This window comes from Natrinema gari JCM 14663, from assembly GCF_000337175.1.
GTDB classification, from domain to species: Archaea; Halobacteriota; Halobacteria; order Halobacteriales; family Natrialbaceae; genus Natrinema; species Natrinema gari.
In genome coordinates, this window is sequence record NZ_AOIJ01000032.1 from 50,107 (window position 1) to 72,036 (window position 21,930).

General features: G+C 65.2%; 22 protein-coding genes. 10 read left to right on the forward strand and 12 right to left on the reverse strand.

What is annotated here, in order from left to right; genetic code table 11:
- Positions 1-59: 59 nt before the first annotated feature.
- On the reverse strand, positions 60-590 hold the full coding sequence (locus tag C486_RS02480) for an inorganic diphosphatase (RefSeq protein WP_006184715.1): 531 nt from the start codon (positions 588-590) through the stop codon (positions 60-62).
- Between the two features lie 204 nt (positions 591-794).
- On the opposite strand from C486_RS02480, the gene C486_RS02485 reads away from it, so the two are divergent.
- The gene (locus tag C486_RS02485; protein WP_006184714.1) at positions 795-1,154 is read left to right on the forward strand and encodes a PadR family transcriptional regulator; all 360 of its coding nucleotides are present in this window, start codon (positions 795-797) and stop codon (positions 1,152-1,154) included.
- Here the strand turns inward: C486_RS02485 and C486_RS02490 are convergent.
- Both C486_RS02490 and rnhA read right to left on the reverse strand, forming a co-directional pair.
- Positions 1,151-1,786: a DUF7108 family protein gene (locus tag C486_RS02490; RefSeq protein WP_008452679.1), complete on the reverse strand. Its 636-nt coding sequence runs from the start codon at positions 1,784-1,786 to the stop codon at positions 1,151-1,153. The genes C486_RS02485 and C486_RS02490 overlap by 4 nt on opposite strands.
- Positions 1,787-2,098: 312 nt before the next feature.
- Complete coding sequence (gene rnhA / locus C486_RS02495; protein WP_008452681.1) at positions 2,099-2,692, reverse strand: ribonuclease HI; 594 nt, start codon at positions 2,690-2,692, stop codon at positions 2,099-2,101.
- A gap of 162 nt (positions 2,693-2,854) precedes the next feature.
- Here rnhA and C486_RS02500 point away from each other — a divergent pair, with 162 nt between their 5' ends.
- Positions 2,855-3,817 (forward strand): transcription initiation factor IIB, encoded by a 963-nt coding sequence (locus tag C486_RS02500; RefSeq protein ID WP_006184711.1) that lies wholly within the window; start codon positions 2,855-2,857, stop codon positions 3,815-3,817.
- 93 nt (positions 3,818-3,910) lie between these two features.
- Here C486_RS02500 and gfcR read toward each other — a convergent pair whose 3' ends face one another.
- Both gfcR and C486_RS02510 read right to left on the reverse strand, forming a co-directional pair.
- The gene (gene gfcR, locus C486_RS02505) at positions 3,911-4,564 is read right to left on the reverse strand and encodes a transcriptional regulator GfcR (protein WP_008452683.1); all 654 of its coding nucleotides are present in this window, start codon (positions 4,562-4,564) and stop codon (positions 3,911-3,913) included.
- Positions 4,561-5,682, reverse strand: coding sequence for a glucose 1-dehydrogenase (locus C486_RS02510; RefSeq protein WP_008452686.1), 1,122 nt, complete (start codon positions 5,680-5,682; stop codon positions 4,561-4,563). The genes gfcR and C486_RS02510 overlap by 4 nt, the downstream gene beginning before the upstream one ends.
- A gap of 162 nt (positions 5,683-5,844) precedes the next feature.
- On the opposite strand from C486_RS02510, the gene C486_RS02515 reads away from it, so the two are divergent.
- Together C486_RS02515 and C486_RS02520 are read left to right on the forward strand one after the other, a co-directional pair.
- The gene (locus C486_RS02515; protein WP_008452689.1) at positions 5,845-7,158 is read left to right on the forward strand and encodes a hypothetical protein; all 1,314 of its coding nucleotides are present in this window, start codon (positions 5,845-5,847) and stop codon (positions 7,156-7,158) included.
- Between the two features lie 201 nt (positions 7,159-7,359).
- Positions 7,360-8,040: a helix-turn-helix domain-containing protein gene (locus C486_RS02520; protein ID WP_008452691.1), complete on the forward strand. Its 681-nt coding sequence runs from the start codon at positions 7,360-7,362 to the stop codon at positions 8,038-8,040.
- Between the two features lie 93 nt (positions 8,041-8,133).
- On the opposite strand, the gene C486_RS02525 is transcribed toward C486_RS02520, so the two are convergent.
- Positions 8,134-10,914 (reverse strand): type IV pilin N-terminal domain-containing protein, encoded by a 2,781-nt coding sequence (locus tag C486_RS02525; RefSeq protein WP_008452693.1) that lies wholly within the window; start codon positions 10,912-10,914, stop codon positions 8,134-8,136.
- 162 nt (positions 10,915-11,076) lie between these two features.
- On the opposite strand from C486_RS02525, the gene C486_RS02530 reads away from it, so the two are divergent.
- The gene (locus tag C486_RS02530; protein WP_049910071.1) at positions 11,077-11,616 is read left to right on the forward strand and encodes an HAD family hydrolase; all 540 of its coding nucleotides are present in this window, start codon (positions 11,077-11,079) and stop codon (positions 11,614-11,616) included.
- 31 nt (positions 11,617-11,647) lie between these two features.
- On the opposite strand, the gene C486_RS02535 is transcribed toward C486_RS02530, so the two are convergent.
- Positions 11,648-11,881 (reverse strand): DUF5822 domain-containing protein, encoded by a 234-nt coding sequence (locus C486_RS02535; RefSeq protein ID WP_008452696.1) that lies wholly within the window; start codon positions 11,879-11,881, stop codon positions 11,648-11,650.
- A gap of 129 nt (positions 11,882-12,010) precedes the next feature.
- Here C486_RS02535 and panB point away from each other — a divergent pair, with 129 nt between their 5' ends.
- Positions 12,011-12,823, forward strand: a complete 813-nt coding sequence (gene panB, locus C486_RS02540; RefSeq protein WP_008452699.1) for a 3-methyl-2-oxobutanoate hydroxymethyltransferase — start codon at positions 12,011-12,013, stop codon at positions 12,821-12,823.
- A gap of 194 nt (positions 12,824-13,017) precedes the next feature.
- Here the strand turns inward: panB and C486_RS02545 are convergent, their stop codons facing one another.
- Complete coding sequence (locus C486_RS02545; RefSeq protein ID WP_049910063.1) at positions 13,018-13,809, reverse strand: alpha/beta fold hydrolase; 792 nt, start codon at positions 13,807-13,809, stop codon at positions 13,018-13,020.
- Between the two features lie 237 nt (positions 13,810-14,046).
- Here C486_RS02545 and C486_RS02550 point away from each other — a divergent pair, with 237 nt between their 5' ends.
- Together C486_RS02550 and C486_RS02555 are read left to right on the forward strand one after the other, a co-directional pair.
- Positions 14,047-14,295 (forward strand): DUF7127 family protein, encoded by a 249-nt coding sequence (locus C486_RS02550; protein WP_008452702.1) that lies wholly within the window; start codon positions 14,047-14,049, stop codon positions 14,293-14,295.
- Positions 14,292-16,553 carry a CDC48 family AAA ATPase gene (locus tag C486_RS02555; RefSeq protein ID WP_008452704.1) on the forward strand — a complete coding sequence of 754 codons (2,262 nt, stop codon included), beginning with the start codon at positions 14,292-14,294 and terminating at the stop codon, positions 16,551-16,553. The genes C486_RS02550 and C486_RS02555 overlap by 4 nt, the downstream gene beginning before the upstream one ends.
- Positions 16,554-16,593: 40 nt before the next feature.
- Here the strand turns inward: C486_RS02555 and bcp are convergent, their stop codons facing one another.
- The 4 genes from bcp to C486_RS02575 all read right to left on the reverse strand — a co-directional run bounded on the left by bcp (position 16,594) and on the right by C486_RS02575 (position 20,052).
- On the reverse strand, positions 16,594-17,067 hold the full coding sequence (gene bcp, locus C486_RS02560; RefSeq protein ID WP_008452707.1) for a thioredoxin-dependent thiol peroxidase: 474 nt from the start codon (positions 17,065-17,067) through the stop codon (positions 16,594-16,596).
- A gap of 86 nt (positions 17,068-17,153) precedes the next feature.
- Positions 17,154-18,131: a DNA replication complex subunit Gins51 gene (locus C486_RS02565; RefSeq protein ID WP_008452708.1), complete on the reverse strand. Its 978-nt coding sequence runs from the start codon at positions 18,129-18,131 to the stop codon at positions 17,154-17,156.
- A complete protein-coding gene (gene priS / locus C486_RS02570; protein WP_008452710.1) occupies positions 18,128-19,303 on the reverse strand; it encodes a DNA primase small subunit PriS in 1,176 nt (391 codons plus the stop codon). Before priS ends, C486_RS02565 begins: the two co-directional genes overlap by 4 nt.
- A 272-nt stretch (positions 19,304-19,575) precedes the next feature.
- The gene (locus C486_RS02575; RefSeq protein WP_008452712.1) at positions 19,576-20,052 is read right to left on the reverse strand and encodes a GNAT family N-acetyltransferase; all 477 of its coding nucleotides are present in this window, start codon (positions 20,050-20,052) and stop codon (positions 19,576-19,578) included.
- Positions 20,053-20,221: 169 nt separating this feature from the next.
- Here C486_RS02575 and C486_RS02580 point away from each other — a divergent pair, with 169 nt between their 5' ends.
- The gene (locus C486_RS02580) at positions 20,222-20,698 is read left to right on the forward strand and encodes an archease (protein WP_008452715.1); all 477 of its coding nucleotides are present in this window, start codon (positions 20,222-20,224) and stop codon (positions 20,696-20,698) included.
- Between the two features lie 73 nt (positions 20,699-20,771).
- Positions 20,772-21,872 (forward strand): DoxX family protein, encoded by a 1,101-nt coding sequence (locus C486_RS02585; RefSeq protein ID WP_049910065.1) that lies wholly within the window; start codon positions 20,772-20,774, stop codon positions 21,870-21,872.
- Positions 21,873-21,930: the final 58 nt, after the last annotated feature.

Below are 21,930 nucleotides of genomic sequence, written 5' to 3' on the forward strand. Positions count from 1 at the left end.
GTATCCGTTCGCGGCGGCGATAGCAAACGACTGCGGGCCGTAAATACGGCGGGTTCCGCTTAGAAGTGCTCGTCGTAGAGTTCCTGGGCGTGCTCGATCGCGTCGTAGGCGGCCTGTTTGTCCTCCCAGCCCTGCGTCTCGACTTCCTTGCCCTCCTCCAAGTTCTTGTAGGTCGCGAAGAACTCGTCGATCTCGTCGAGTTGCTGCTGGGGGATGTCGTCGAGGTCCTCGATGTGATCGTAGCGCGGGTCCTCGCTGGGAACCGCGATGACCTTGTCGTCTTGCTCGCCGTCGTCGTCCATCTTCATCAGCGCGACCGGGCGAGCTTCGATGACACAGCCGGGGAACGTCTGATCCTCGACGAGGACGAGCACGTCGAAGGGATCCTCGTCGTCGTAGTACGATTGCGGGATAAACCCGTAGTCGCTCGGATAATGGACGTTGCTGTGGAGCACCCGGTCGAGGACGACGCCGGGAACGTCCTTGTCGTACTCGTACTTGTTGCGCTCGCCCTTGAGACATTCCACGACGGCGTAGATCTCTTCTGGCGGATTCGGTCCGGTCTCGAGGTCTTCCCAGAGGTTGACCATGTACCTGAGAGTCCACGGTCGATCAAAAAGTACTTTCGTAATCGAGTGTCACCATCTACGTGACGGTTGCCAGAAATCAAACAGACACGAATCGGGCACCAACACCAGTGTCCGGCGATGTTGCGTCGGTAGCGTGTTGTACTACCGACTGATACGAAGGATTAGTTGACAAGTCTTAAATAGTCTGGTGACATTTACACACGTATGTCAGAGGCACAATCAATCACCGGCGAGCAGAGTATTGCACGCGAACTCACGGCCTTCCAGAACAACATCCTCGTCATCCTGGCCAAGGAGCCGATGTACGGCCTGGCGATCAAGCGCGAACTCGAGGACTACTACGGCACGGAGGTCAACCACGGCCGACTCTACCCCAACCTCGACGAACTCGTCGATCTGGGGCTGGTCGAGAAAAGCGAACTCGACAAGCGAACCAATCAGTATTCCCTGACCGACGACGGCTACGACGCCGTCCTCGACGGCATCACGTGGTCCCTCTCGAAGGTCGTCACGGGCGACGACCGCGCCGACGAGATCCGCGAGATCGTCGACGAAAGCTACTAGAACTGGATCTCCGGGACCGGCTCGTCCGCCGTCTCGAAGACCAGTTTCGTCGACTCCGCCAACACGTCCCGCTGTTTTTCCGACGGCCACGCGTTCCGGATCACGTACTCCGTTCCGAACTCCGCGAGTTCCGCGCTCGTCAGCGACTCCATCGGCTTCGCGTAGTGGTTGCCGGCGAAGTCGGCGAGCAGTGCCGCGTTGTCGCCGTGAACGTCGCCGTGGGCTTCCCTGACCGCCGCGACGAGGTCGCGATTGTGGTCGTTGACCGACTCCCAGTCGTCCGGGTCCGCGGTCCCCTCGAGCGGAATCTCGACCGCGCGGTCGATGTCCTCGATGCGGTCGGTCCGGATGACGCCGTCCTCGTGCCACTCCTCGGGATGGCACACGAGGACGGCGTCGCCGTCGTCGTCACGGATGCGGGCGGTGAAGTCGTGGTCGTCGAGCAACTCGTCGCGCCGCTCCTCGTAGGCCGCGATTTCGTTCTCGTCGACCGCGGTACGCTCGAGTCGCGTCAGCCGTTCGACGTCGTCGACGACCCCTCGGGGGAGGTCCCCGGCGGTCTGGTCGGCGGTGGCGTCTCGGGGTTGCTTGCCGGCCGCACCGTCAGCGTCGGTCGCGTTCGGATCGGTCATAGTGGAGTGTATGGGCGCGGGCGGGTTTCCGCTTGCCGATCCGCTTCGACGGGTCGTTCTGACCGATACTCGAGCAGTTGGAGCCATCTCTGACGGCGCTGCTGCGACGAGAATCCGAGGGGCGTGTGCTGCTATCGTGGCAACAGGGAGTGACCACGCCCTCCCCAGCCGATTCGCTCGTTCACTTCGGTCACTCGCTCATCCCTCGCACGGTATTGACTGCCGACCTCGTTTGCACTCGGCCGGCCGCCAGCGCGCGCCATCGCAGATCATTCGGCCGAACCGATACGAAACCGTCCGTCTCGTGCAGATTCAGGCCCGATCCAGTGCCTCGTTGACCAGCCCGTCCGCACGATCGTTGACCTCGCGAGGGACGTACTCGAGTGTCCACTCGTCGAACGCCCGAAGCAGTTCGCGGACGGTAACGCGTTTCTCTCGAAGGTCGGGGTCGTTGGTGTCGTACTCGCCGCGGACCTGTTTGACGATGAGTTCGGAGTCGCCGCGGACGTGGACCTCGTCGTAGCCGTAGTCACGGGCGGCCTCGAGCCCCGCGATCAGCGCCTCGTATTCGGCCTGATTGTTGGTACTCGTGCCGATGGTCTCGCCGTCCTCAGCGACGATGCCGTCGCCGGTGACGATCACCCAGCCGATCGCGGCCGGCCCGGGATTGCCCCGAGAGCCGCCGTCGAAGTAGACGTGGGCGCGACCGCCGCCCTCGCGGAGCAGCGCTTCGATGTCGCGCGGGTCCGATCCCTGGACGACGATCTTGTCATCGTACGCGACCGCGGTCGCGCCGCCGCGGCTCGCCCGCCAGCGCTCGTGGTCAGTGTTGCCCGAGTCGACGGTCACGCCCGCCGCCTCGAGTCGTTCGCGAGCCGCCTCGACGTCGCACTCGATGACCGGCATTCGTCTCCGTGATCGGCCACTCCCGGATAAAGTCGTTCCGGTTTCGGATCGTAAACCTCGGTTTTCAACCCGTCTACTGGTCGTTTTCGGCGGATGAGCTGTAGTGTCCGAAATACCTTACCCAATATTTATATAGCGTGGTGATACTACTATAAAAGTGCGATGACACGGTCCACCCGCCAGCGGGAGCGAACGCGCGAGACGGACGAGACCGAGGATCAGGAGGGGGTACGTGCCTGCCCCGAGTGTGAATCGGATAATCTCGTTAAGGACTCCGACCGGGGTGAGCTCATCTGTGAAGATTGTGGGCTCGTCGTGGAGGAAGAACAGATCGATCCTGGCCCGGAGTGGCGGGCGTTCAACCACCAGGAACGACAGGAGAAGTCCCGCGTCGGCGCGCCGACGACCCAGACGATGCACGACAAGGGACTGACGACGACCATCGACTGGAAGGACAAGGACGCCTACGGCCGCTCGATTTCGTCGAAGAAACGCAGCCAGATGCACCGGCTCCGCAAGTGGCAGGAACGCATTCGAACGAAAGACGCTGGTGAACGGAATCTCCAGTTCGCACTCAGCGAAATCGATCGGATGGCCTCCGCGCTCGGTGTTCCGCGATCCGTCCGCGAAGTCGCGTCGGTCATCTACCGGCGCGCGCTCAAGGAAGACCTCATCCGCGGGCGCTCGATCGAGGGCGTCGCGACCTCCGCGCTGTACGCCGCCTGTCGGAAGGAAGGCATCCCGCGAAGTCTCGAGGAAATTTCGGAAGTCTCCCGCGTCGAACGCAAAGAGATCGGTCGCACGTATCGATACATCTCGCAGGAACTCGGCCTCGAGATGCGACCCGTCGACCCGAAAAAGTACGTCCCGCGCTTCTGTTCTGAACTCGAACTGTCCGAGGAGGTCCAGACCAAGGCCAACGAGATCATCGAGAAAACGGCCGAGGAAGGGTTGCTGTCGGGCAAGTCACCGACCGGATACGCCGCCGCCGCGATCTACGCCGCGTCACTGCTTTGCAACGAGAAGAAGACCCAACGCGAGGTCGCCGACGTCGCACAGGTGACCGAGGTGACGATCCGGAACCGGTACCAAGAGCAGATCGAAGCGATGGGCATTCACGGTTAGGCCCTCGCCGTTTCGGAGCGGTCATTTTTCCTGCGAGTGCCGGCTGTCCAGCCGCCGCACGCGGGGCGTTTTTTCAATCGTGCGCTGGGTCGACTACTCGTCCTTGCCGACGCTGATGACCTGCAACAGCGAATAGACCGGGACGCCGTCGAGTTCCTCGAGCCCCTGTTTATCGGCGAGGACGACGCAGGCCAGCGGTTTGCCGCCTTCGGCGCGGATCGCCTCGATGGTCTCGCGCATGGTGGTGCCGCTGGTGATGGTGTCGTCGACGATGTAACACTCGCGGTCGCGGATGCCTGCGAAGTTCCGGCTGAACGTCCCGCCGAGTTCGTCGATATCGCCTTCCTCCCACTGGTGTTTGGCGGGGGTGTAGGTCCCGAGATCGGTCTCGAGTTCGCGTGCGACGAGGGTGGCGATGGGGCCGCCGGCTTTCTCGATGCCGATCGTCAGGTCGATGTCCTCGCCGTGTTTGGCGAGCATATCGGCCATCGCCGAGGCGATGGCGTTCATGCGCTTGCTGTCCCGGCCGATCGCGGACCAGTCGACGTGGATGTCCTGTGGCCCGGTGCCACTGCTTGCCGGCGGGGTGGACGCCTGCTCGGTCGACTGGGCGGGCGTGCTGCTGCGCTCGACGAGCCAGCTAGCGGTCTCCCGGGAGACGTTCAGCTCGTCGGCGATTTCGCCTTTCGAGAGGCCGCGGGCCGCGAGCTCGGCCGCGCTCTCGATGAGGTCGTCAACGTTTTTCATATGTCTTCGAATTCGACCGCCGTTTTTATAGTCGTATCGTCATCCGGGCTCACCGTCGAGCCGCCGGTCGCCGCGACGGGCGCGGTCACCTCCGGAAACGCCCGCTCGAGGGCCGCGAGATCGTAGACTCCGGAGACGACCTCCGTGAGCACCCAGTCGGGAAGCGCGGAGAGGGTATCGATGGCCGCCTCGAAGTGTCCGCGATTCGAGTTGACGCTGCCGACGAGCGCCTTGTTCGAGAGCACGAGTTCACGATGGAGGTGCCCGCCGTCGACCTCGAACGCCCAATCCTCGGGGACGCCCAGCAGGGCGGCGACGCCGTTGGGAGCCAGTGCCTCGATCGCTTCGAACGCGTGTTTCGCGTAGCCGGTCGCCTCGTAGACGAGATCCATCGGTTCGTAGGCCGCGGGGATCTCGGAGACCGGCGTTTCCCGGGAATCGATGTACGTCGCGCCGAGCCGGTCGACGATATCGATCGTCGGATGTGGCTGGTCCTTGCGGCCGAGACAGTACACGCGGTCGTACTCGAGGGTCTCCGTGAGCATCGCGGCGGTCAACAGTCCCAGCGACCCGGTTCCGAGGACGAGCGCGGACGCAGGCTGCCAGTCGAACGCCGAGCGGGTCGCGCGGGCGTGTTGGATCGCCTTTTCGGTGATGCTGATCGGTTCGACGAGAAAGCCCATCGGAGCCAGGTCGGCCGGGATCGGAACGAGACAGTCGGCCGGACTCGTCACGTACTCGGCCATGAACCCGTGAGCGCCGACGATCCCGCGTTCGACGTACTCGCCGTCCGGTGCCATATCTGGCTCACCGCGCTCGAAGTACGCGTTCGTCTCGACACCCGGTTGCGGTCGTCGAACCGTCGGCACGACGTACTGGCCCTCCTCGAGGGCCGTTCCGTTCGCGTCCGCGACGATGCCGACGGCTTCGTGACCGAGAATCAGCCGGTCGTCGCCGTCGGGGACGCCGCCGTGGGTTCCGTCGATGACTTCGTAATCGGTCCCGTCGACGCCAACGCGGCAGATCCGAACGAGCGCTTCGCCAGGAGTCGGGTCGGGAACGGGCCGCTCAACGACTTCCGGGACGCCCGCTCCGGGCGTAACTGCGATGGCTTTCATATGCCCCTGGTAAGAACCATGATGGTAAATATTTATTCCTACTCGAGTAAATACTTCGAAGACGATGACAGTATTGTCACCAAGACACGAACGAACCGGACGTCCCTCCCGACGCGACCGTCACTGGAAACGGTTATCCGCCTGCCCATGCCTGTAGGCCACATGGAACGCTACGACCTCGTCTATCAGCTCTACGACGAGTACGACACGAAGACGTTACGGGAGTTCCAGGAGTTCGTCGATGTCTTTCCCGCGGTCGACTCGCGGGTCGCCCTCGAGCACTGGCAGGAGGCGACCGAGGAACTCGAGGAGCGCAAAGACGAGATCCGCTCGTCGTTCGCGGCCGGGGAGACGTTCGCGGAGATCGCCGCGCGGGCGACCCGCGATCAGGCCTTTACGGCGCTCGATCTCGAGGCGAAGTACGGCCGGGCGGTTAACGTCCTCGTGTTAGACGTCGACGAAACGCTGCGGTCCGCAGGCGGGACGGACAACGAGATCCCGCGGGACACGCTGCACATGCTGACGGAGTTCTACGACGCCGGCGTCCCCATCGTCATCTGTACGGGCCAGACCCTAGAAAACGTCAAGGGCTTTGCGATTCAGGGACTCGGCAGCGAGATCGTCCATTCGGGGTCCCTCTCGATCGTCTACGAGGCGGGGACGGGCGTGTTCACCCCTGGACACGGCGCACAGACGAAGCAGTTGCTCTACGAGGATCTCGAGGAGTCGATCCGGACGGTCTTCGACGACGTTCGCTCGCGGGTCCTGCCCGAAGCGCCCGAGGATCTCCGCCGCGGCTGTCACCTCCAGGGCAACGAGTTCAACGTCACGATGAAACCCAACTACGAAACCGGCTCGGCCGACGCCCGGGAGATCATCGACGAGGCGCTGGTCTACCTCATCGACCTGCTCGCCGACGCCGTCGGGACGACGCTCGAGGCGGATGGGAGCGACGCGGGCGCTACGGACAGCGGGACGACGGGCGGCGATGCGAACGGCGAGACGGAACTGGCGGGCGAGACGGTCGCGGACTGGACCCGCGCCTTCTACGCCGCACAGGACCCCGAGATCAGGGCCGTGCTCGAGGGCGAAGGTGCGTATCCGGCCCTCGACGCCGCGGACGTGCCGGACTCGCTTGCGGCCGTCCTCGATCGCATCGATGTCGCTTACTACGAGGCCGACGCGGCCGAAATCGGCAGCCTTGAACTCAACAAAGTCGTCGGCGTCGAACGCGCGCTCGACGTCCTCGGCGTCGCCGACCCGTTCGCGCTCGTGATGGGTGACTCAAAGAGCGATCTCCGGGTCATGGAGTGGGCCGCAGACAACGACGCCGGCATCGCCGCCGCCCCGGAACACGCCTCACAGGACACCTTGGAACACGTCCTCGAGACGGACGAACTCGTCTTCGATCGCGGCAAGAGCGTCGACGTGCTCCAGACGGCGTACGCGCTCAACCGACTGGCTCGTCTCGGGTGACGTGCGTACTTAAACTGCCAGAATACAAAGGCCCGCTCATCAAGCGTATTCGAGTCCTCCCTTCTATCAGCACGATCCGGACGACTACGATCGCCGACGCGAGCGGATCGGCCGGAGACGTACGAGTCACGTTCACGTTCCGCTACGACAGCAGTATCGGCAGCCAACCGGCTCGAGTCAGCGTCCCGAGGTGACCTTCCAATGACGACGATCGCAGAACTCTCGCTTCCGACGGACGAGTTCGCACTCGCAGAGACCGTTCAACAACTCCCGGCCCTCGAGGTCCGCGTCGAGAGCGTCGTCGCGGAGGGGCCGGTCCGAACGGTGCCGCTCGTCTGGTTCTCGAACGTCGACCGCACCGAACTCGAGGCGACCCTCGAAACGGACCCGACCGTCGACGAGTATCGCCGGCTACTCGCCGATCCCGATGCCGGCGATCTGTTCTACCGGCTCACGTACACTGAGGCGGTCGCGTCGGTCTGTCGATGCGTCTACACGCACGGCGGCACAGTACTCGACGCGCAGGTATCGGACGGCCAGTGGACGCTTCGGCTGCTCTTTCCCCATCGCGAGGAACTCTCGACTGCCGTCTCGGACATCGAGGAGCAGGGCGTCCGCATCGACGTCAGGCGCATGGTCGAGGCCGGTCAGGACGAGGCCCTCGAGACGACGGCCGCACTGACCGAACCCCAGCGGGAGGCCATCGCCGAGGCCTATCGGCAGGGCTACTACGACGTTCCTCGAGCGATCTCGCTCGAGGAACTCGCGAACGAACTCGACATCTCCCACCAGGCGCTTTCCGAGCGGCTCCGCCGGGCGAACCGCGTGCTCGCGGGCGAGCAGTTGGACGAACCGACGGGCGAAACGGCGACCCTAGACTAACGCCGAGTGCGACGGCAATCGTCGGCCGGGCGACGAGCAGGGCCGACACGGAAGCGAGCTGAAACTGGGGGACCGGTTCGGTTCAGACGAACGCTACTCATCGATCCATTTGTAACCGATCGTGTTTCGTTCTCCGAACACGATCTCGACCGTTCTCGGCTTCCGATCACTGTCGACATCGATCGTCGTGGTGTCCCCCTCCGAGACCGTCTCCTGATCCTCCCAGCCGCGGGGCTCGCTGTTGGACGGCTCGACGACGACACCGAGGTCGGCGGCATCGATCTCGTCGCCGCCCGCGTGTTCGACGGTTACCGTCTCCGCATCGGCGTCGTATTCGACGTCGAAATCGGCGTCGGGGGTGACGACGTGATCGCTGACCTCGTATGGTTCATCGGGGACGACCCACTCGACGGTAACCTCGGTTCCGTGATCGAAGTGTCCCAGTTCGATCTCGTCGTCGGTCGTCAACGTGTCGTACTGATCGGCCGGCTGAACATCGCTTGGTTCCCCGTCGACTCGGAACTCGAAGGCCTCGGCGTCGCGGTCGTCCTCCCCGCGGTAGACGGCGACGAGCCCGTCCGCCCGATCCTCGAGCGCAAACGCCCGTCGCGGAGCCGGCGTGAAATGATAAATCGACCGGCTGGAAGTGTAGTTGTCTCCCCGCTGAACCAGCATAACGGTAATGCGGTCGTCGGCCGCCACGTCGTCGATCACTACGCTGTCGCCCGTCGTCAGCGTGTCGTACTCCTGGGAGAAGTACTGGAGCCCCTCCCGGTTGTCGGACCGAGAGCGATCACCGCTGGTGTAGTCGATCGACAGCACCGATGGGTCGGCCGGTTGCTCGCCCGTGTAGACGAGTTCGACCGTCTCGGCGTCGGGATCGTAGGTGGCATCGAGCGACTCCTGACCGGCGAACGTCCGGCCCAGAACGTCTTCGGTGTCTTCGGGACCCATCCAGACGAGTTTGACCGCCGCGAACGGAGTGACAGCGGTGCTGATGTCGTCACCTGGTGCGAACGTCTCGTATTCGTCGGCCGGCTGCCGGTCCGCCGGCTCGGTGTTGATCCGTAGTTCGAGGTCGTCGGCGGCGAGTTCCTCTCCTTCCTTGTAGTCGACGACAGCCGTCCCGTCATCGTCGTCGTACGTGATATCGACGTGTGCGTGGGGACGGAGGACCCGCTCTTCGATGACGGCCGGGTCGTCGGGCTCGAGCCACTCGACAGCGACGGTGGTGCCGTGCGGGACTTCGCCGAACTCGAGTTCGGTATCCGAGGAGAGGGTATCGGCCCGATCGGCGAACTGCGTGTCGGCGGGTTCGTCGTCGAACAGCAGGCGAAAGTCGTCGGCGTCGCGTTCCTGCTCGTCGTGATACCCCACGACGAGGGTTCTCTCGTTGCGATGGAGATACAACTGTGGCGGCCGAACGCGGACGTGAGCCAGCGACCGCTGTCCGCGGTTCGGGTTGGGCGGTGCCGTCAACTCGAGGGAGACCTGATCGCCGTAAGTAACGCCGTCGACCGTGATCGTATCGCCCCGAGTGAGCGATCCCGATACGTCCGTCACGGCTGACCGGTCCGTGTCGGGCCGTCGATCGCTCTGGTATTCGTCGCTTTGCCGGTGGACCACCTCGAGACGATCCGGGTCGGCCGCGAGGTCCCCGACGTACGTGATCTCCGCGGTCTCCGTCTCGGCGTCGTAGGTCGATTCGAACGACTCCGCCCCGACGAGCGTCCGATCGTAATAGTAGTAGACGTGCTCGCTCTCGTCGAACCATCGGAGCCCCACGTCGGCGATCGGCCCGGTGTCGAGTTCGACGGCATCGCCCTCGGAAAACGAGTCCCGATCGTCGGCGAGTTGCACGTCCGCGAGTTCGCCGTCGACCCACACCTCGAGCTCGGCGGTGTCGACCGATTCGCCGCCGACATGTTCGATGGTCGCGAGCCCGTCGTCCGCGTGCGAACGAACGCGAATGCGTGCATCGGGAGCCGCATCGCGGTCGCGTTCGGGCGGCTGGTCGATGACCGCGTCGACGTGGACGAACGCGCTCTCCCGAGTGACCGTCGTTTCGACGAACTCGCCCGGTTCGAAGCGCTCGAGGCGCTCGATAGCCCAGTCGTCGTCGACAGTGGCGTCCGATGTGGGTTCGATGACGTACTCCGACTCGACGGTTCCCGGACCCGTATCCCGGGGCTGATCGAATCCGACGGCGAGTGACGCGACCTCACCGTTGAACTCGAAGTGGCGTCCCTCATCGAGATTGGGGAAAAAGACGACGTGGTTCGAATCCTCGAGCCGGTCGAAGACCGGCCCAGTCGCCTCGGGATCGACCAACACGGTGTCCGTCTCGCCGGTGGCGGCGTCGACAACCGTCTCGGCGATGTCGGTCGGGTTCCGCTCTGAGGCGGAGACGGAGACGACGACGAGACGCCCGTCGGCGGACGCGAACGCGGCATCGCTGTCGAGGGTTCCGATCCGCCAGTCACCGCGTTCGACAGCGTTGCCGGACGTCAGCCGGTCGAACGACCCGGTTGCGGCGCTAATCCCGAAGTCATCGCTTCCTGCAATCACCGAAACCGCCGCGGAGGCCGCGTCGATATCGAACTCGCCGTCGATATCGGCGGCGTGGTCCGTGATCTGTCGGGTCAGATATTCGAATTCGGAACTGGACGTCTCATCGAGGCTGACATACCCAAGTCGGCGATAGGTCGCGTCGAGGGCCGATTCTGCGGGGAGCAGTTCGAGGAGGGTCTCGTGATCGGATGACAGTCCCGACCGGTTGGCGTCGGCGGTGTCGTCTGCGACCGCGCCCGCGTACCCGGACAACGCAACGGCCGCGGCGGTTCCGCTTCCGACGAGCAGTTCGCGTCTTCGCATGCCCGGTCGTTGAGTGGTTGCCTCCTTTAACCCTCTGAACTTCTGAAACGTTCGGCAATCATCGCACGGGAGTCGGTCGAGCGACGACGATCTGAGACCGCTCCCTTGCTCGGCGGGGCCGTGACCGAAGTCCCTATTCTGCTGCCGCTCGTATCGGCGGCCGTGACCGAGTACGACGCCGTCGTCTACGACCTAGACGGCACGCTCGTGGATCTCGATGTCGACTGGAACGCCGTCGCCGTCGACGTCCGCGCGGTGTACGACAACGCGAACGTCGAGCCGCCGAGCGACGGCCTCTGGGACATGCTCGAGGCCGCGGACGAGGTCGGACTGGCCGCCGAGGTGGAGTCGGCCATCGCGGCCCACGAACACGACGGGGCGCGAACGTCGCGCCGACTCGTCCGCGCCGACGACCTGCTCGAGCGATCGCCGCCGGCCGGCGTCTGTTCGCTGAACTGCGAACGGGCGTGTCGGATCGCGCTCGAGGAACACGCGCTGACGATGGCGGTCGACGCCGTCGTCGGCCGCGATACGGTCGCGACGTGGAAGCCGGACCCGGAACCGCTGCTCGCGACCGTCCGGGAACTCGAGGCCGACCCCGAGCGGGCGCTGTTCATCGGTGACTCCGCGCGCGACCACCGGACCGCAGAACGGGCGGGGATCGATTTCGAGTACGTCGGCGACGGACCGTCCGGTATCTGACCCCGCACTCCCGCTCGGGTGCTCGAGTCGACTACGTCTGGTTTCGTTTGGCGTACGCGAAGACGACGACCGACGTGACCAGCCAGACGGGAGCGCCGACCCGGATCGCGAACTCGACGCGGTCGGCCCACGTGGGGAGCGCCGTGGTCGCCGACAGAGCGGCGACCAGCGGCGCTCCGACGAGGATGGTGACGACGAACGTCGTCTGCATCACCCAGCCGTAATCGACCCCGTCGGGCGTGGTCGTTTCGACGCGTTCAGGCACGCGTGAGTATGACGACCGGTCCCTCTTAAGCGCGCCGGGTGTGCCCGAAGGCGGGCACGGCGGATGTCGAGACGCTGGAGTGTCGCCGAAGAACAACGACGTTTAATCGTGGGCCCCCAATCTGTGGGTATGCCTAGCGTCCGGGATCTCCGAGCGAAGGCTGGCGAGGAACCGATCACGATGCTGACGGCCTACGACGCGCCAACGGCGTCGATCGTCGACGAGGCCGGCGTCGACGTTATTCTCGTCGGCGACAGTCTCGGAAACACCAGTTTGGGCTACGAAACCACCCTCCCGGTGACCGTCGACGACATGGCTCGCCACACCGGCGCGGTCGCCCGCGCGACCGACGACGCCCTCGTCGTCGCCGACATGCCGTTCCTCTCGGTCGGCGTCGACGAAACGGCGAGCCTCGAGAACGCGGGCCGGATGCTCAAAGAGGAAGACGCCCACGCGGTCAAACTCGAGTGTGGACCCCACACCGTCGATCTCACGGAGAAGCTGGTCCAGCTCGGCGTTCCGGTGATGGCCCATCTGGGACTGACGCCCCAGCACGTCAACCAGTACGGTGGCTATCCCCGTCAGGGAACGGACCAGGAGGCCGCGGAACGCATCCTCGACCTGGCCGCGGCCCACGAGGACGCCGGCGCGTTCGCGCTGGTCCTGGAACACGTCCCGTCGAACCTCGCGGCGGACGTCACGGCAGCGCTGGACATCCCGACGATCGGGATCGGTGCCGGGCCGGACTGCGACGGGCAGGTGCTCGTGGTCGACGACGCGATCGGCCTCAGCGAGTGGTCACCCTCGTTCTCGAAGCAGTTCGGCGACGTCCGCGGGGAGATGGAGTCCGCGATCGGAGCGTACGTCTCGGCGGTCGAGTCCGGCGAGTTCCCCGCCGACGAACACAGCCACGAGGAGAGCGACCTCGAGGACATCTATTGAGCGACCGCCGATCGATCCCGGCCGGCCCCCTCGACACGATGACGTAGAGCCCGTCTCGAGATCGGCGGCGCGGTATCGGCGCGGAGATCACTGGGATCACGGCCGCGCTCGTCTTCCGAGTGGTACTGGAGCCGGAGAGCGCCGTCCGGTCGCGGACCGTTCGTTGCGGCAACCGTTTTCGCCGCGTCGCAGTCTCAATCTCGGTTTCGATCGTCGGCGATCCCCGCCAGAAAGCCCTCGATAACGCCGTTGAACGCAGCGGGCTGCTCGGCCATCGCCAGATGGGCGGCGTCCTCGATCTCGCCGAGGCTGGCCCCGTCGATTTCGTCCGCGAGATACTCGTGGAACCACGGCGGCGTCAGCTGGTCGTACTCCCCGCACACGGCGAGCGTCGGGGTATCGATCTCGGCGACGCGGTCTCGGACGTCGAACTCGTGGCAGGTCAGGAAGTCGCGGCTCGTGACCGCCTGTCCGGTCTCGTGCATTCGTTCCATCGATCGCTCTCGGAGCTCCGGATCGGGGTCGTGAAAGAGTCGGTCCGGACCGTGCAGGAACTCGACCGCCCGCTGGAAGTCGGACTCGAGCCAGGTCAACAGGTCCTCGAGCACGCCGAGTCGCGCACCGGTACCCGTCAGCACGGCCGCTTCGGGGTCGTACTCGCGCTCGAGTAGGATCTGGAGGACGACGGCACCGCCAAGCGAGTTACCGACGAGGTGTTCCGAATCCGTCGCTTCGACCACGGCGAGTACGTCGTCGGCGTAGGCCGACAGCGCCGAGTAGCCGGCGCTCGCGTCGATGTCGTCCGAGTCGCCGTGGCCGCTGAGATCGATCGTAACGATCGGATGAGAGGTCGCCAGCGACCGCTGGCCCGCCCAGATATCGCTCGATCCGCCGCTCCCGTGGACGAAACAGATCGGCGGGCCATCCCCGCCTCGGTCGACGATGTCGTACGCCGTCTCTCGACCGTGGTGCGTTACTGTTTCCATACGCAACGCAACACCGGGGACGGGCATAAAGACTCGATTCGACGGCAACCGGCGACCGCCGGAGCGGGGCGTTGCTCCGTCCGTCATCTCGCCACCCGTACCAGTCGACGCGAGCTTCCGCGTCGGGGTCCGCTGTGAACTGCGAACAAGCACTTCATCGACATCCCTCTTGCCGTCATGCGATTATTCGGCGAAGGGTTTAAATACTAGCGGTGCTTACCTTGGGTTAGTTAGAGCATGACTCTCGACCAATTCACCCCGGAGGAGGGGCAGGTAGCCCGTCGGTACGACTACGACGACGGCACGGTGATGGCCGTCGACTTCGGTACCGAGCAGGCCGACGCGTCGGTCGATATCGTCGACGGCACGGTCATCGTCGTCCTCGCCGACGACCAGTACGAAATCGAACTCCCCGCAGACGCCACGAACCCGCACACGTTTATGAAAAACGGCGTTCTCACTGTCGAACTGGAGGAGAACCGATGAAACTCACCGTCAAACCACTCAAACAGAAAGACGCCGGTCGCGGACTGGCCGCGATCGACCGCGTATCGATGAACGAACTCGACCTCGAGAACGGGGATTACATCGTCATCACGGGCTCGGGCGACGGCCAGGCCGTCGCACGCGTCTGGCCCGGCTACCCCGAAGACGAGGGACGTGGCATCGTCCGAATCGACGGCCGCCTGCGACAGGAGGCCGACGTCGGGATCGACGACAACGTCACGATCGAACCCGCGGACGTCAAACCCGCGAAATCGGTCACTGTCGCGCTCCCGCAGAACCTCCGCATTCGAGGTGACATCGGTCCGCTCGTCCGCGACAAGCTTTCCGGCCAGGCCGTCACTGAGGGCCAGACGGTTCCGTTCTCGCTCTCGTTCGGCCCCATGGCTAGCTCCGGCCAATCGGTGCCGCTGAAGATCGCGAGTACCTCGCCGTCGGGCACCGTCGTTATCACGGACTCGACGAGCATCGAAATCTCCGAGACCCCCGCCGAACAGGTCCAGTCCGGCGGCGGCGCGTCCGCAGAGGGCGTCCCGAACGTCGCCTACGAGGACATCGGTGGTCTGGACGACGAACTCGATCAGGTCCGCGAGATGATCGAGTTGCCGATGCGCCACCCCGAACTGTTCCAGCAGCTGGGGATCGAGCCGCCGAAGGGCGTCCTCCTGCACGGCCCGCCGGGTACGGGGAAGACCCTGATGGCCAAGGCGGTCGCCAACGAGATCGACGCCAACTTCGAGACGATCTCCGGACCCGAGATCATGTCGAAGTACTACGGCGAATCCGAGGAACAGCTCCGCGAAGTCTTCGAAGAGGCCGAGGAGAACGCCCCCTCGATCATCTTCATCGACGAACTCGACTCCATCGCGGCCAAACGCGAGGAAGCCGGCGGTGACGTCGAACGACGCGTCGTCGCCCAGCTCCTCTCGCTAATGGACGGCCTCGAGGAACGGGGCCGGGTGACGGTCATCGCCGCGACCAACCGCGTCGACGCGATCGATCCCGCGCTCCGGCGCGGCGGTCGCTTCGACCGCGAGATCGAGATCGGCGTCCCCGACAAGGAGGGCCGCAAGGAGATCCTGCAGGTCCACACCCGCGGGATGCCCCTCGACGAGGGGATCGATCTCGATCAGTACGCCGAGAGCACGCACGGCTTCGTCGGCGCCGACCTCGAGTCGCTGGCCCGCGAGAGCGCGATGAACGCGCTCCGTCGCATCCGCCCCGAACTCGACCTCGAGTCCGAGGAGATCGACGCCGATGTCCTCGACTCGCTGGAGGTCACCGAGCGCGACTTCAAGGAGGCGCTCAAAGGAATCCAGCCCTCCGCGATGCGCGAGGTCTTCGTCGAAGTTCCCGACGTCACGTGGAACGATGTCGGCGGACTGGGCGAGACCAAAGAGCAACTCCGCGAGACGATCCAGTGGCCGCTTGACTACCCTGAGGTGTTCGAGCAGATGGACATGCAGGCCGCCAAAGGCGTCCTCATGTACGGCCCGCCGGGCACGGGGAAGACCCTGCTCGCGAAGGCCGTCGCCAACGAGGCCCAGTCGAACTTCATCTCGATCAAGGGTCCCGAACTGCTGAACAAGTACGTCGGGGAGAGCGAGAAGGGCGTCCGCGAAGTCTTCGAGAAGGCGCGGTCGAACGCCCCGACCGTGATCTTCTTCGACGAGATCGACTCGATCGCGGGCGAACGTGGCCAGCGCCAGGGTGATTCCGGCGTCGGCGAACGCGTCGTCTCCCAGCTCCTGACGGAACTCGACGGGCTCGAGGAACTCGAGGACGTCGTCGTGATCGCCACGACCAACCGGCCGGATCTGATCGACAGCGCCCTGCTTCGTCCGGGTCGCCTCGACCGTCACGTCCATGTGCCGGTCCCCGACGAGGACGCTCGCAAGGCGATCTTCGAGGTCCACACCCGCAACAAGCCGCTGGCCGAATCGGTCGACCTCGAGTGGCTCGCGGGCGAGACGGAGGGCTACGTCGGTGCCGACATCGAAGCAGTCTGCCGCGAGGCCTCGATGGCCGCCAGCCGCGAGTTCATCAACTCGGTCGATCCCGAGGAGATGGACGATACCATCGGCAACGTCCGCATCGGCAAGCAACACTTCGAGCACGCGCTCGAAGAGGTCAACCCGAGCGTCTCCCCCGACACCCGCGAGCAGTACGAGGAACTCGAGGACGAGTTCCAGCAGGCCGAGCCCGGACAGGACGAGCAGCTCGGACGTACCTTCCAGTAAGGTCGACCACCGCGGTCACGCGTCCCTGCCGTTGCTCGCGTCAGTGAGTGACGTTCGCCGGCTCGAGGTCGGCGAGTACCGCGTCGGCGTGCCCGTCCGGCGAGACGCCCTCGTAGGCTGCCTCGATGTGCCCGTCCGGTCCGACGACGTAGGTATTCCGGAAGACGCCGTCGAACGTATTGCCGAACATCTGTTTCTCGCCGTAGGAATCGTACAGCGTCGCGACCTCACCGAACTCGTCCGATAACAGGTCGAACTCGAGGTCGTAGTCGGCCGCGAAGTCGGCGATGTCGTCGACGGGATCGTCGCTGATACCGACGACCGCGACATCGCGGGCCTCGAATTGCGGGAGCGCATCGTTGAACCCGCAGGCTTCGGTCGTACAGCCGTCCGTGTTGGCGCGGGGATAGAAGTAGACGACGAGCCGTTGCCCCGCGAACTCGGAGCGGGTGACCGTCTCGCCGCGTTGGTTTGGCAGTTCGAACTCCGGTGCTTCGTCGCCGACGTCGAGCATGCATGCGAGTTAGCGACCCGTCGTGTATACGTTACGATTTCACACGGAACGGCCGACGCCGAAACGCGAGGTGTACCGAACGCGGGTTACTCGAGGCGTTCGGCGGCCTCTCGCTCGACGAGGGGTGCCGCGTTTTGCTCCGGGAGCGTGACGACATCGTCGCTCGTCAGGGTATACTCCCGATCGTCGACGCCGAGAATGGAACCGATATCGCTGGTGATTCGGACGGTCGTCCGATCGATCCCGGCGACCGCGTCCCGACCCTCGTCGTCGGCCGGGACGGCGTCGGCGTCCGCGGTCGGCGAGTCGACCGGACGGTCGGTACCGGAATCGGACGCCGCACTCGGTGGCTGGTCCCCCGGGGCAGCCGACGGGCCGATGCCGTCGGTTCGATCCGACCCCGTCCCGTCACTCGCTCCGACCGACGGCTCGGCCCCGCCCATGACGTCTGCGGGGGAGACGCCGCTCGAGCCGTCCGCATCCGCGGCCGCGTCTGCCGCAGGGTCGACGGCCGGCGACGGTGCGTCGGGCGGTGCCGGTGGCGCGTCGTCCGCGGTCGCGTCACCGGCTGGCTGCGTCTCGGCTCGCGCCTCGAGATCGCCGGCGTCGGCGGTCGGCGACGCATCGGACGCGGGCGGCGAGCCAGCGCCTGCATCCGTCTCGGTGACCGGCTCCTCGACGCCCTCGAGAACGTCGAGGACGCGGCTCTTGTTCGATTCGATGCGTTCGACGAGATCGTCGAACAGATCGCCTTCCTCGGCGGTCAGGCCCTCGTCGTCGGCCGGCATGCCGGCCGCCGCGAGACTGGCCTGTTTGACGAGTTTCCCCATTCGGCGCTCGTAGATCGCCTCGACAACGTCCTTGGCGGTCTCGATCTCGTCGGTCAAGCGGCTGACTTCGGGCGAGGAAAAGGGGTCGTCCGTCCGGTCGGCGACGCGGTCGCGTTCGTCCTCGAGATCGGCGATGTACTCGCCGACCTCCTGATAGAAGGACGGGCGCAGGTTCTGGAGGCTGTCCTTCTGGCGCTCCTTGCTCTGGACCGAACGCAGTTCGTCTAAATTCATTCTTTCTCCTTCTCGGCGCGGCCGCGTGCCATCAGGAACACGGCGACGTACTCCGGGAGTGACTGGTCTCCCTCCGAGACCGTAAAGGTGTCTCCTCCGAGTTCGACCTCGCCGCCGTCACTGACATCGACGGTGATCTCGTGGCCCTCGAACGTCTCCGGGACGGCATCGACCAGCGGATCGAAGTCGGCGATCTCGTCGCGCTCGAGGCGCACCGTCTTCAGCCCGCTTCCGCCGTGGAGACTCCCGGGGAGGCGGATGAGTCGGTTCGTGTCGGTCGTGACTGGCTCGTCGATCGGCGCGTTGTCCCGCTCGACGGCCAGACTCGTGAACCGCTCGGCCAACTGCGCGACGGCGGTGTGGACGGTGACGTTGCCCGCCTCGAGTTGCTCCCGATTGTTGCGGGCCGCGTTCAGCGTGGCCTGGGCCTTCCCCTCGCCGATGCCGTCGAACGATTGGAGTCGCTCGAGGGCGGCGTCTTCTTCGAGTTCGAGCAACTCGTCGACGAACGTCATGAAGTGATCGTGGGTCCGAGCGCCCCAGCCGCCCTCGGTCCGGAGCGTGCGCCGCTCCGTCGGGGTCTTCCGCCCCAACCCGGCCACCGTCTCGGTCTCGATCAAGTCGTCGAACTCGAGTCCGATGCCGCGGACGTAGTCGACGATCTCGCGGCGGTGCTCGCGCTCTAAGTGCAGGACGTTCGAATCGCGGACGTGGACGTGATACCCGCGACCGCCCGAGAAGACGATCTCGAGGTCCTCGAAGGCGAAGTCGTTCTCGAGGAAGTCAAGCAGCCGACGCAGGGCATCCTGACACGTCGCGAGCATCTCGCCGTAACTGTCCTCGCCCAGCGTCACGCTGGGCAGGTGATCGGCGTCGAGATCGAAGACGAGATCGGCCGACTGCCACTCTTTCTCGTGCATCGAACTCGCGCCGGGGTCGCGAAAGCGTCCCGCGGAGAAGTAGACGTGTCGCGGGCGCTTTCGGACGAGGAATTCGGAGAGATCGCCCAACTCGAGCAGCGAACGGTGGCGGACCATCGTCGTGTCCGGTCCCTCGGTCCAGGGGATGTACCCCCACTCGCGTTCGTTGGCCGCGGGCGGCGGCGTGATCTCCGTCCGTCGATAGTGGTCGCGGAATCGCCCCCGCAGATAGGCCCTCGTTCGCTCCTCCATACGACTCGGGTAGTCGTGGATGGGGGCGTATAACCTTGCCGAATGTTCGACCTCGTGGGGGGACGACACAGGGAATCCGACCGAGCGTCGCTCGTGTCCCGTGTTGCTTCGCGCCGCGCTCGCTTCGTCACTGGCCGGCGAATCGACGGTCACGTCCCGATCACGTTCGAGGACCGTGTCGACGCGACCGGTCGGTGTCGTAGCCCTCGAGACGATCCTGTACAGTAGTTCCGGCCGTCGGATTCCGTCTCGGCAATCAGTAGCGTCCCGCTTCAGCGCCGTATCAGATCGGAAATCCGGTCGGCGATACCGACGTCAGCCCCGAGTTTCAGGTAGTAGGCGTCGCCGCCGTCCTCGTAGTAGTCGTCGATCCGGCGCTTGATCTCGAAGCCGAGGTGTTCGTAGAACTGGAGCGCGTTCTCGTTGCTCGTCCGAGCGTGACACGTGATCGTGTCGTGATCATCCGCGACGTGGGCGACGAGCCGTTTGCCGATTCCTTCGCCGCGGGCGCCCGGACTTACCGCCAGAAAGAGAATATAGCCGTCGCGTCGAACGGCAGCGAACCCGATGAGATCACCGTCTTGGACGTAACAGTGAACCTTCGACCGTCGATACGCGTCCGTAAAGAAATCGTACCGTTGTTTGAGCACATCCTCCTGACGGTTGATCTTCTCCTTTAGCTGCCAGGCGGCGTCGACGAAATCGTCGCTCCCCGGTGCGACGACGCGACTGTCGATGTTGACGCTCACTACGACAGTCTACCAGCGTCGTCAATATAATTCCACCGGCAGTCGACGCGCGGACCCGTCGGAGACGGGCGACACGTCCGGGAGTTCCCCGATTCGACCTGACACCCGTGCCGGCTACACTGCGCTCGAAACGACGGGCATAGGACCCCAGCCGATCAAACGGGCCCCAATGGGGTACGAACTGCGCAACCACACGGCCGATGTCGCGGTGGCGGCGACCGGTGACTCGCTCGAGGCTGTCTTCGCGGCGGTAGCCGACGGGCTCGCGGCCGCATCGTGTGACGAGATCGCCGGTTCCGGGGACCGGTTTTCCCTCTCCGTCACGGCCGAGAGCCGCGAGGCGCTGTTGTTCGACTATCTCGACGAACTGATCTACCTGCGAGACATCCGATCGGAACTCCCCGTCGACCACCGCGTCGAGTCGATCGAGCCGCCGTCGGCATCCGATCGCTCGGACGACGGTGATGGGGCAGCAGGCGACGGCTTCGACGAGTGGCAACTCGAGGCCAGCGCCCGCGGCGTTCCGCTCTTCGACATCGACGCGCGCGAGATAAAGGCGGTGACGTACTCGGAGATGTGCCTCGAGCGGGCCGGGACGGACGGTGACGACGGGAGCTGGGAGGCGTACGTCGTCTTCGACGTTTGACCGGCTGTGGCTCGCGGGCGGTCGACGCACGTAGGGTGACGTATTTTCCTCTCCCGGACCGTACCGCACGGTGATGAGAGACGGATACCGACGCGTTCGAAAACGGCGACTCGGCGGGGCAGTGGTGGCTCTCCTCGCGGCTTCGAGTGCGGTACTGGGGACGGCCTGGGCTCACGAGGAATACGTCGTCGACGAGGAGCGCGATGTCGTCGTCGGCGAGTTCCTCGCCGAGTCGCTGCGCGATCCGTTCGTCGTCGGCCCGCTCCTGGTAGGTGCGTTCGCCGTCGCCGTCGCAATCGTGATCTACCTCCTCGTTCGCCCGCTGCAGGGGGATCTCGCCGCGTTCCGGGCCGCCATGCGGGAGTATACCGCGTTCGTACCCTGGTTGCTCCGGATCTCCTTTGGCATCCCGCTGATCGGTGCCGGGTTCGGCGGCTATTTCGTCAGCCCCGCGCTCCACGTCGAACTGCGGCTTCTGCAGGTCGCGCTCGGCTTCCTCCTCCTGTTCGGCCTGGCGACGCGCGTCGTCGCGCTGGTCACGCTCGCTGCCTACCTCGTCGGTCTCGCGCTCCGCCCGGTCCTGCTGTTGCAACTCGAGTACGTCGGCGGCATGCTCGCCGTCGTCCTGATCGGGAGCGGGCAACCGAGCGCGGATCACGTTCTCCAGCGGGTCGCCGGCACCTCGGGGACCGTCTACGGCCGGTTCGATCCGGTGTCCGACCGCGCTCGCACGTTTCAGGAGCGGGTTCGCGGGTACCGTCCCCTCGTGCCGACGGTCGTTCGCGTCGGCCTCGGCTGTACGTTCGTCTCCCTCGGGCTGGGCCAGAAGTTGCTGCGGCCCGGTATCGCGCTCGCGGTCGTCGGTCGGTACGATCTGACGGCGGTCGTCCCCGTCAGTCCCGCGCTGTGGGTCCTCGGAGCGGGAGTGGCAGAGATCGCGCTCGGTCTCGCGCTCCTGATCGGGTTTTTTACGCGGGCGAGCGCAGCGACGGCGATCGGCGTGTTCGCGCTCACGCTCTTCGCGCTGCCCGACGATCCCGTCCTCGCCCACGTCGGCCTCTTCGGCCTGGCATCGGTGTTGCTCATCACCGGAAGCGGCCCGTACGCCGTCGATCGATGGCTCGAGACCCGCTGGGCCGACGAACGTGCCGGCAGGGTACTGGAACCCGCGTAAATGAGGTGTGCCCCGCGATTCGACAGTGCTAGTGACTGTCGAAGACGTTGAAGAGACG

Excerpts from the sequence above, each read along its gene's own strand:
- C486_RS02480 (WP_006184715.1), bottom strand. The coding sequence starts at position 590 with ATGGTCAACCTCTGGGAAGACCTCGAGACCGGACCGAATCCGCCAGAA.
- C486_RS02485 (WP_006184714.1), top strand. The coding sequence starts at position 795 with ATGTCAGAGGCACAATCAATCACCGGCGAGCAGAGTATTGCACGCGAA.
- C486_RS02490 (WP_008452679.1), bottom strand. The coding sequence starts at position 1,786 with ATGACCGATCCGAACGCGACCGACGCTGACGGTGCGGCCGGCAAGCAA.
- rnhA (WP_008452681.1), bottom strand. The coding sequence starts at position 2,692 with ATGCCGGTCATCGAGTGCGACGTCGAGGCGGCTCGCGAACGACTCGAG.
- C486_RS02500 (WP_006184711.1), top strand. The coding sequence starts at position 2,855 with ATGACACGGTCCACCCGCCAGCGGGAGCGAACGCGCGAGACGGACGAG.
- gfcR (WP_008452683.1), bottom strand. The coding sequence starts at position 4,564 with ATGAAAAACGTTGACGACCTCATCGAGAGCGCGGCCGAGCTCGCGGCC.
- C486_RS02510 (WP_008452686.1), bottom strand. The coding sequence starts at position 5,682 with ATGAAAGCCATCGCAGTTACGCCCGGAGCGGGCGTCCCGGAAGTCGTT.
- C486_RS02515 (WP_008452689.1), top strand. The coding sequence starts at position 5,845 with ATGGAACGCTACGACCTCGTCTATCAGCTCTACGACGAGTACGACACG.
- C486_RS02520 (WP_008452691.1), top strand. The coding sequence starts at position 7,360 with ATGACGACGATCGCAGAACTCTCGCTTCCGACGGACGAGTTCGCACTC.
- C486_RS02525 (WP_008452693.1), bottom strand. The coding sequence starts at position 10,914 with ATGCGAAGACGCGAACTGCTCGTCGGAAGCGGAACCGCCGCGGCCGTT.
- panB (WP_008452699.1), top strand. The coding sequence starts at position 12,011 with ATGCCTAGCGTCCGGGATCTCCGAGCGAAGGCTGGCGAGGAACCGATC.
- C486_RS02545 (WP_049910063.1), bottom strand. The coding sequence starts at position 13,809 with ATGGAAACAGTAACGCACCACGGTCGAGAGACGGCGTACGACATCGTC.
- C486_RS02550 (WP_008452702.1), top strand. The coding sequence starts at position 14,047 with ATGACTCTCGACCAATTCACCCCGGAGGAGGGGCAGGTAGCCCGTCGG.
- C486_RS02555 (WP_008452704.1), top strand. The coding sequence starts at position 14,292 with ATGAAACTCACCGTCAAACCACTCAAACAGAAAGACGCCGGTCGCGGA.
- bcp (WP_008452707.1), bottom strand. The coding sequence starts at position 17,067 with ATGCTCGACGTCGGCGACGAAGCACCGGAGTTCGAACTGCCAAACCAA.
- C486_RS02565 (WP_008452708.1), bottom strand. The coding sequence starts at position 18,131 with ATGAATTTAGACGAACTGCGTTCGGTCCAGAGCAAGGAGCGCCAGAAG.
- priS (WP_008452710.1), bottom strand. The coding sequence starts at position 19,303 with ATGGAGGAGCGAACGAGGGCCTATCTGCGGGGGCGATTCCGCGACCAC.
- C486_RS02580 (WP_008452715.1), top strand. The coding sequence starts at position 20,222 with ATGGGGTACGAACTGCGCAACCACACGGCCGATGTCGCGGTGGCGGCG.
- C486_RS02585 (WP_049910065.1), top strand. The coding sequence starts at position 20,772 with ATGAGAGACGGATACCGACGCGTTCGAAAACGGCGACTCGGCGGGGCA.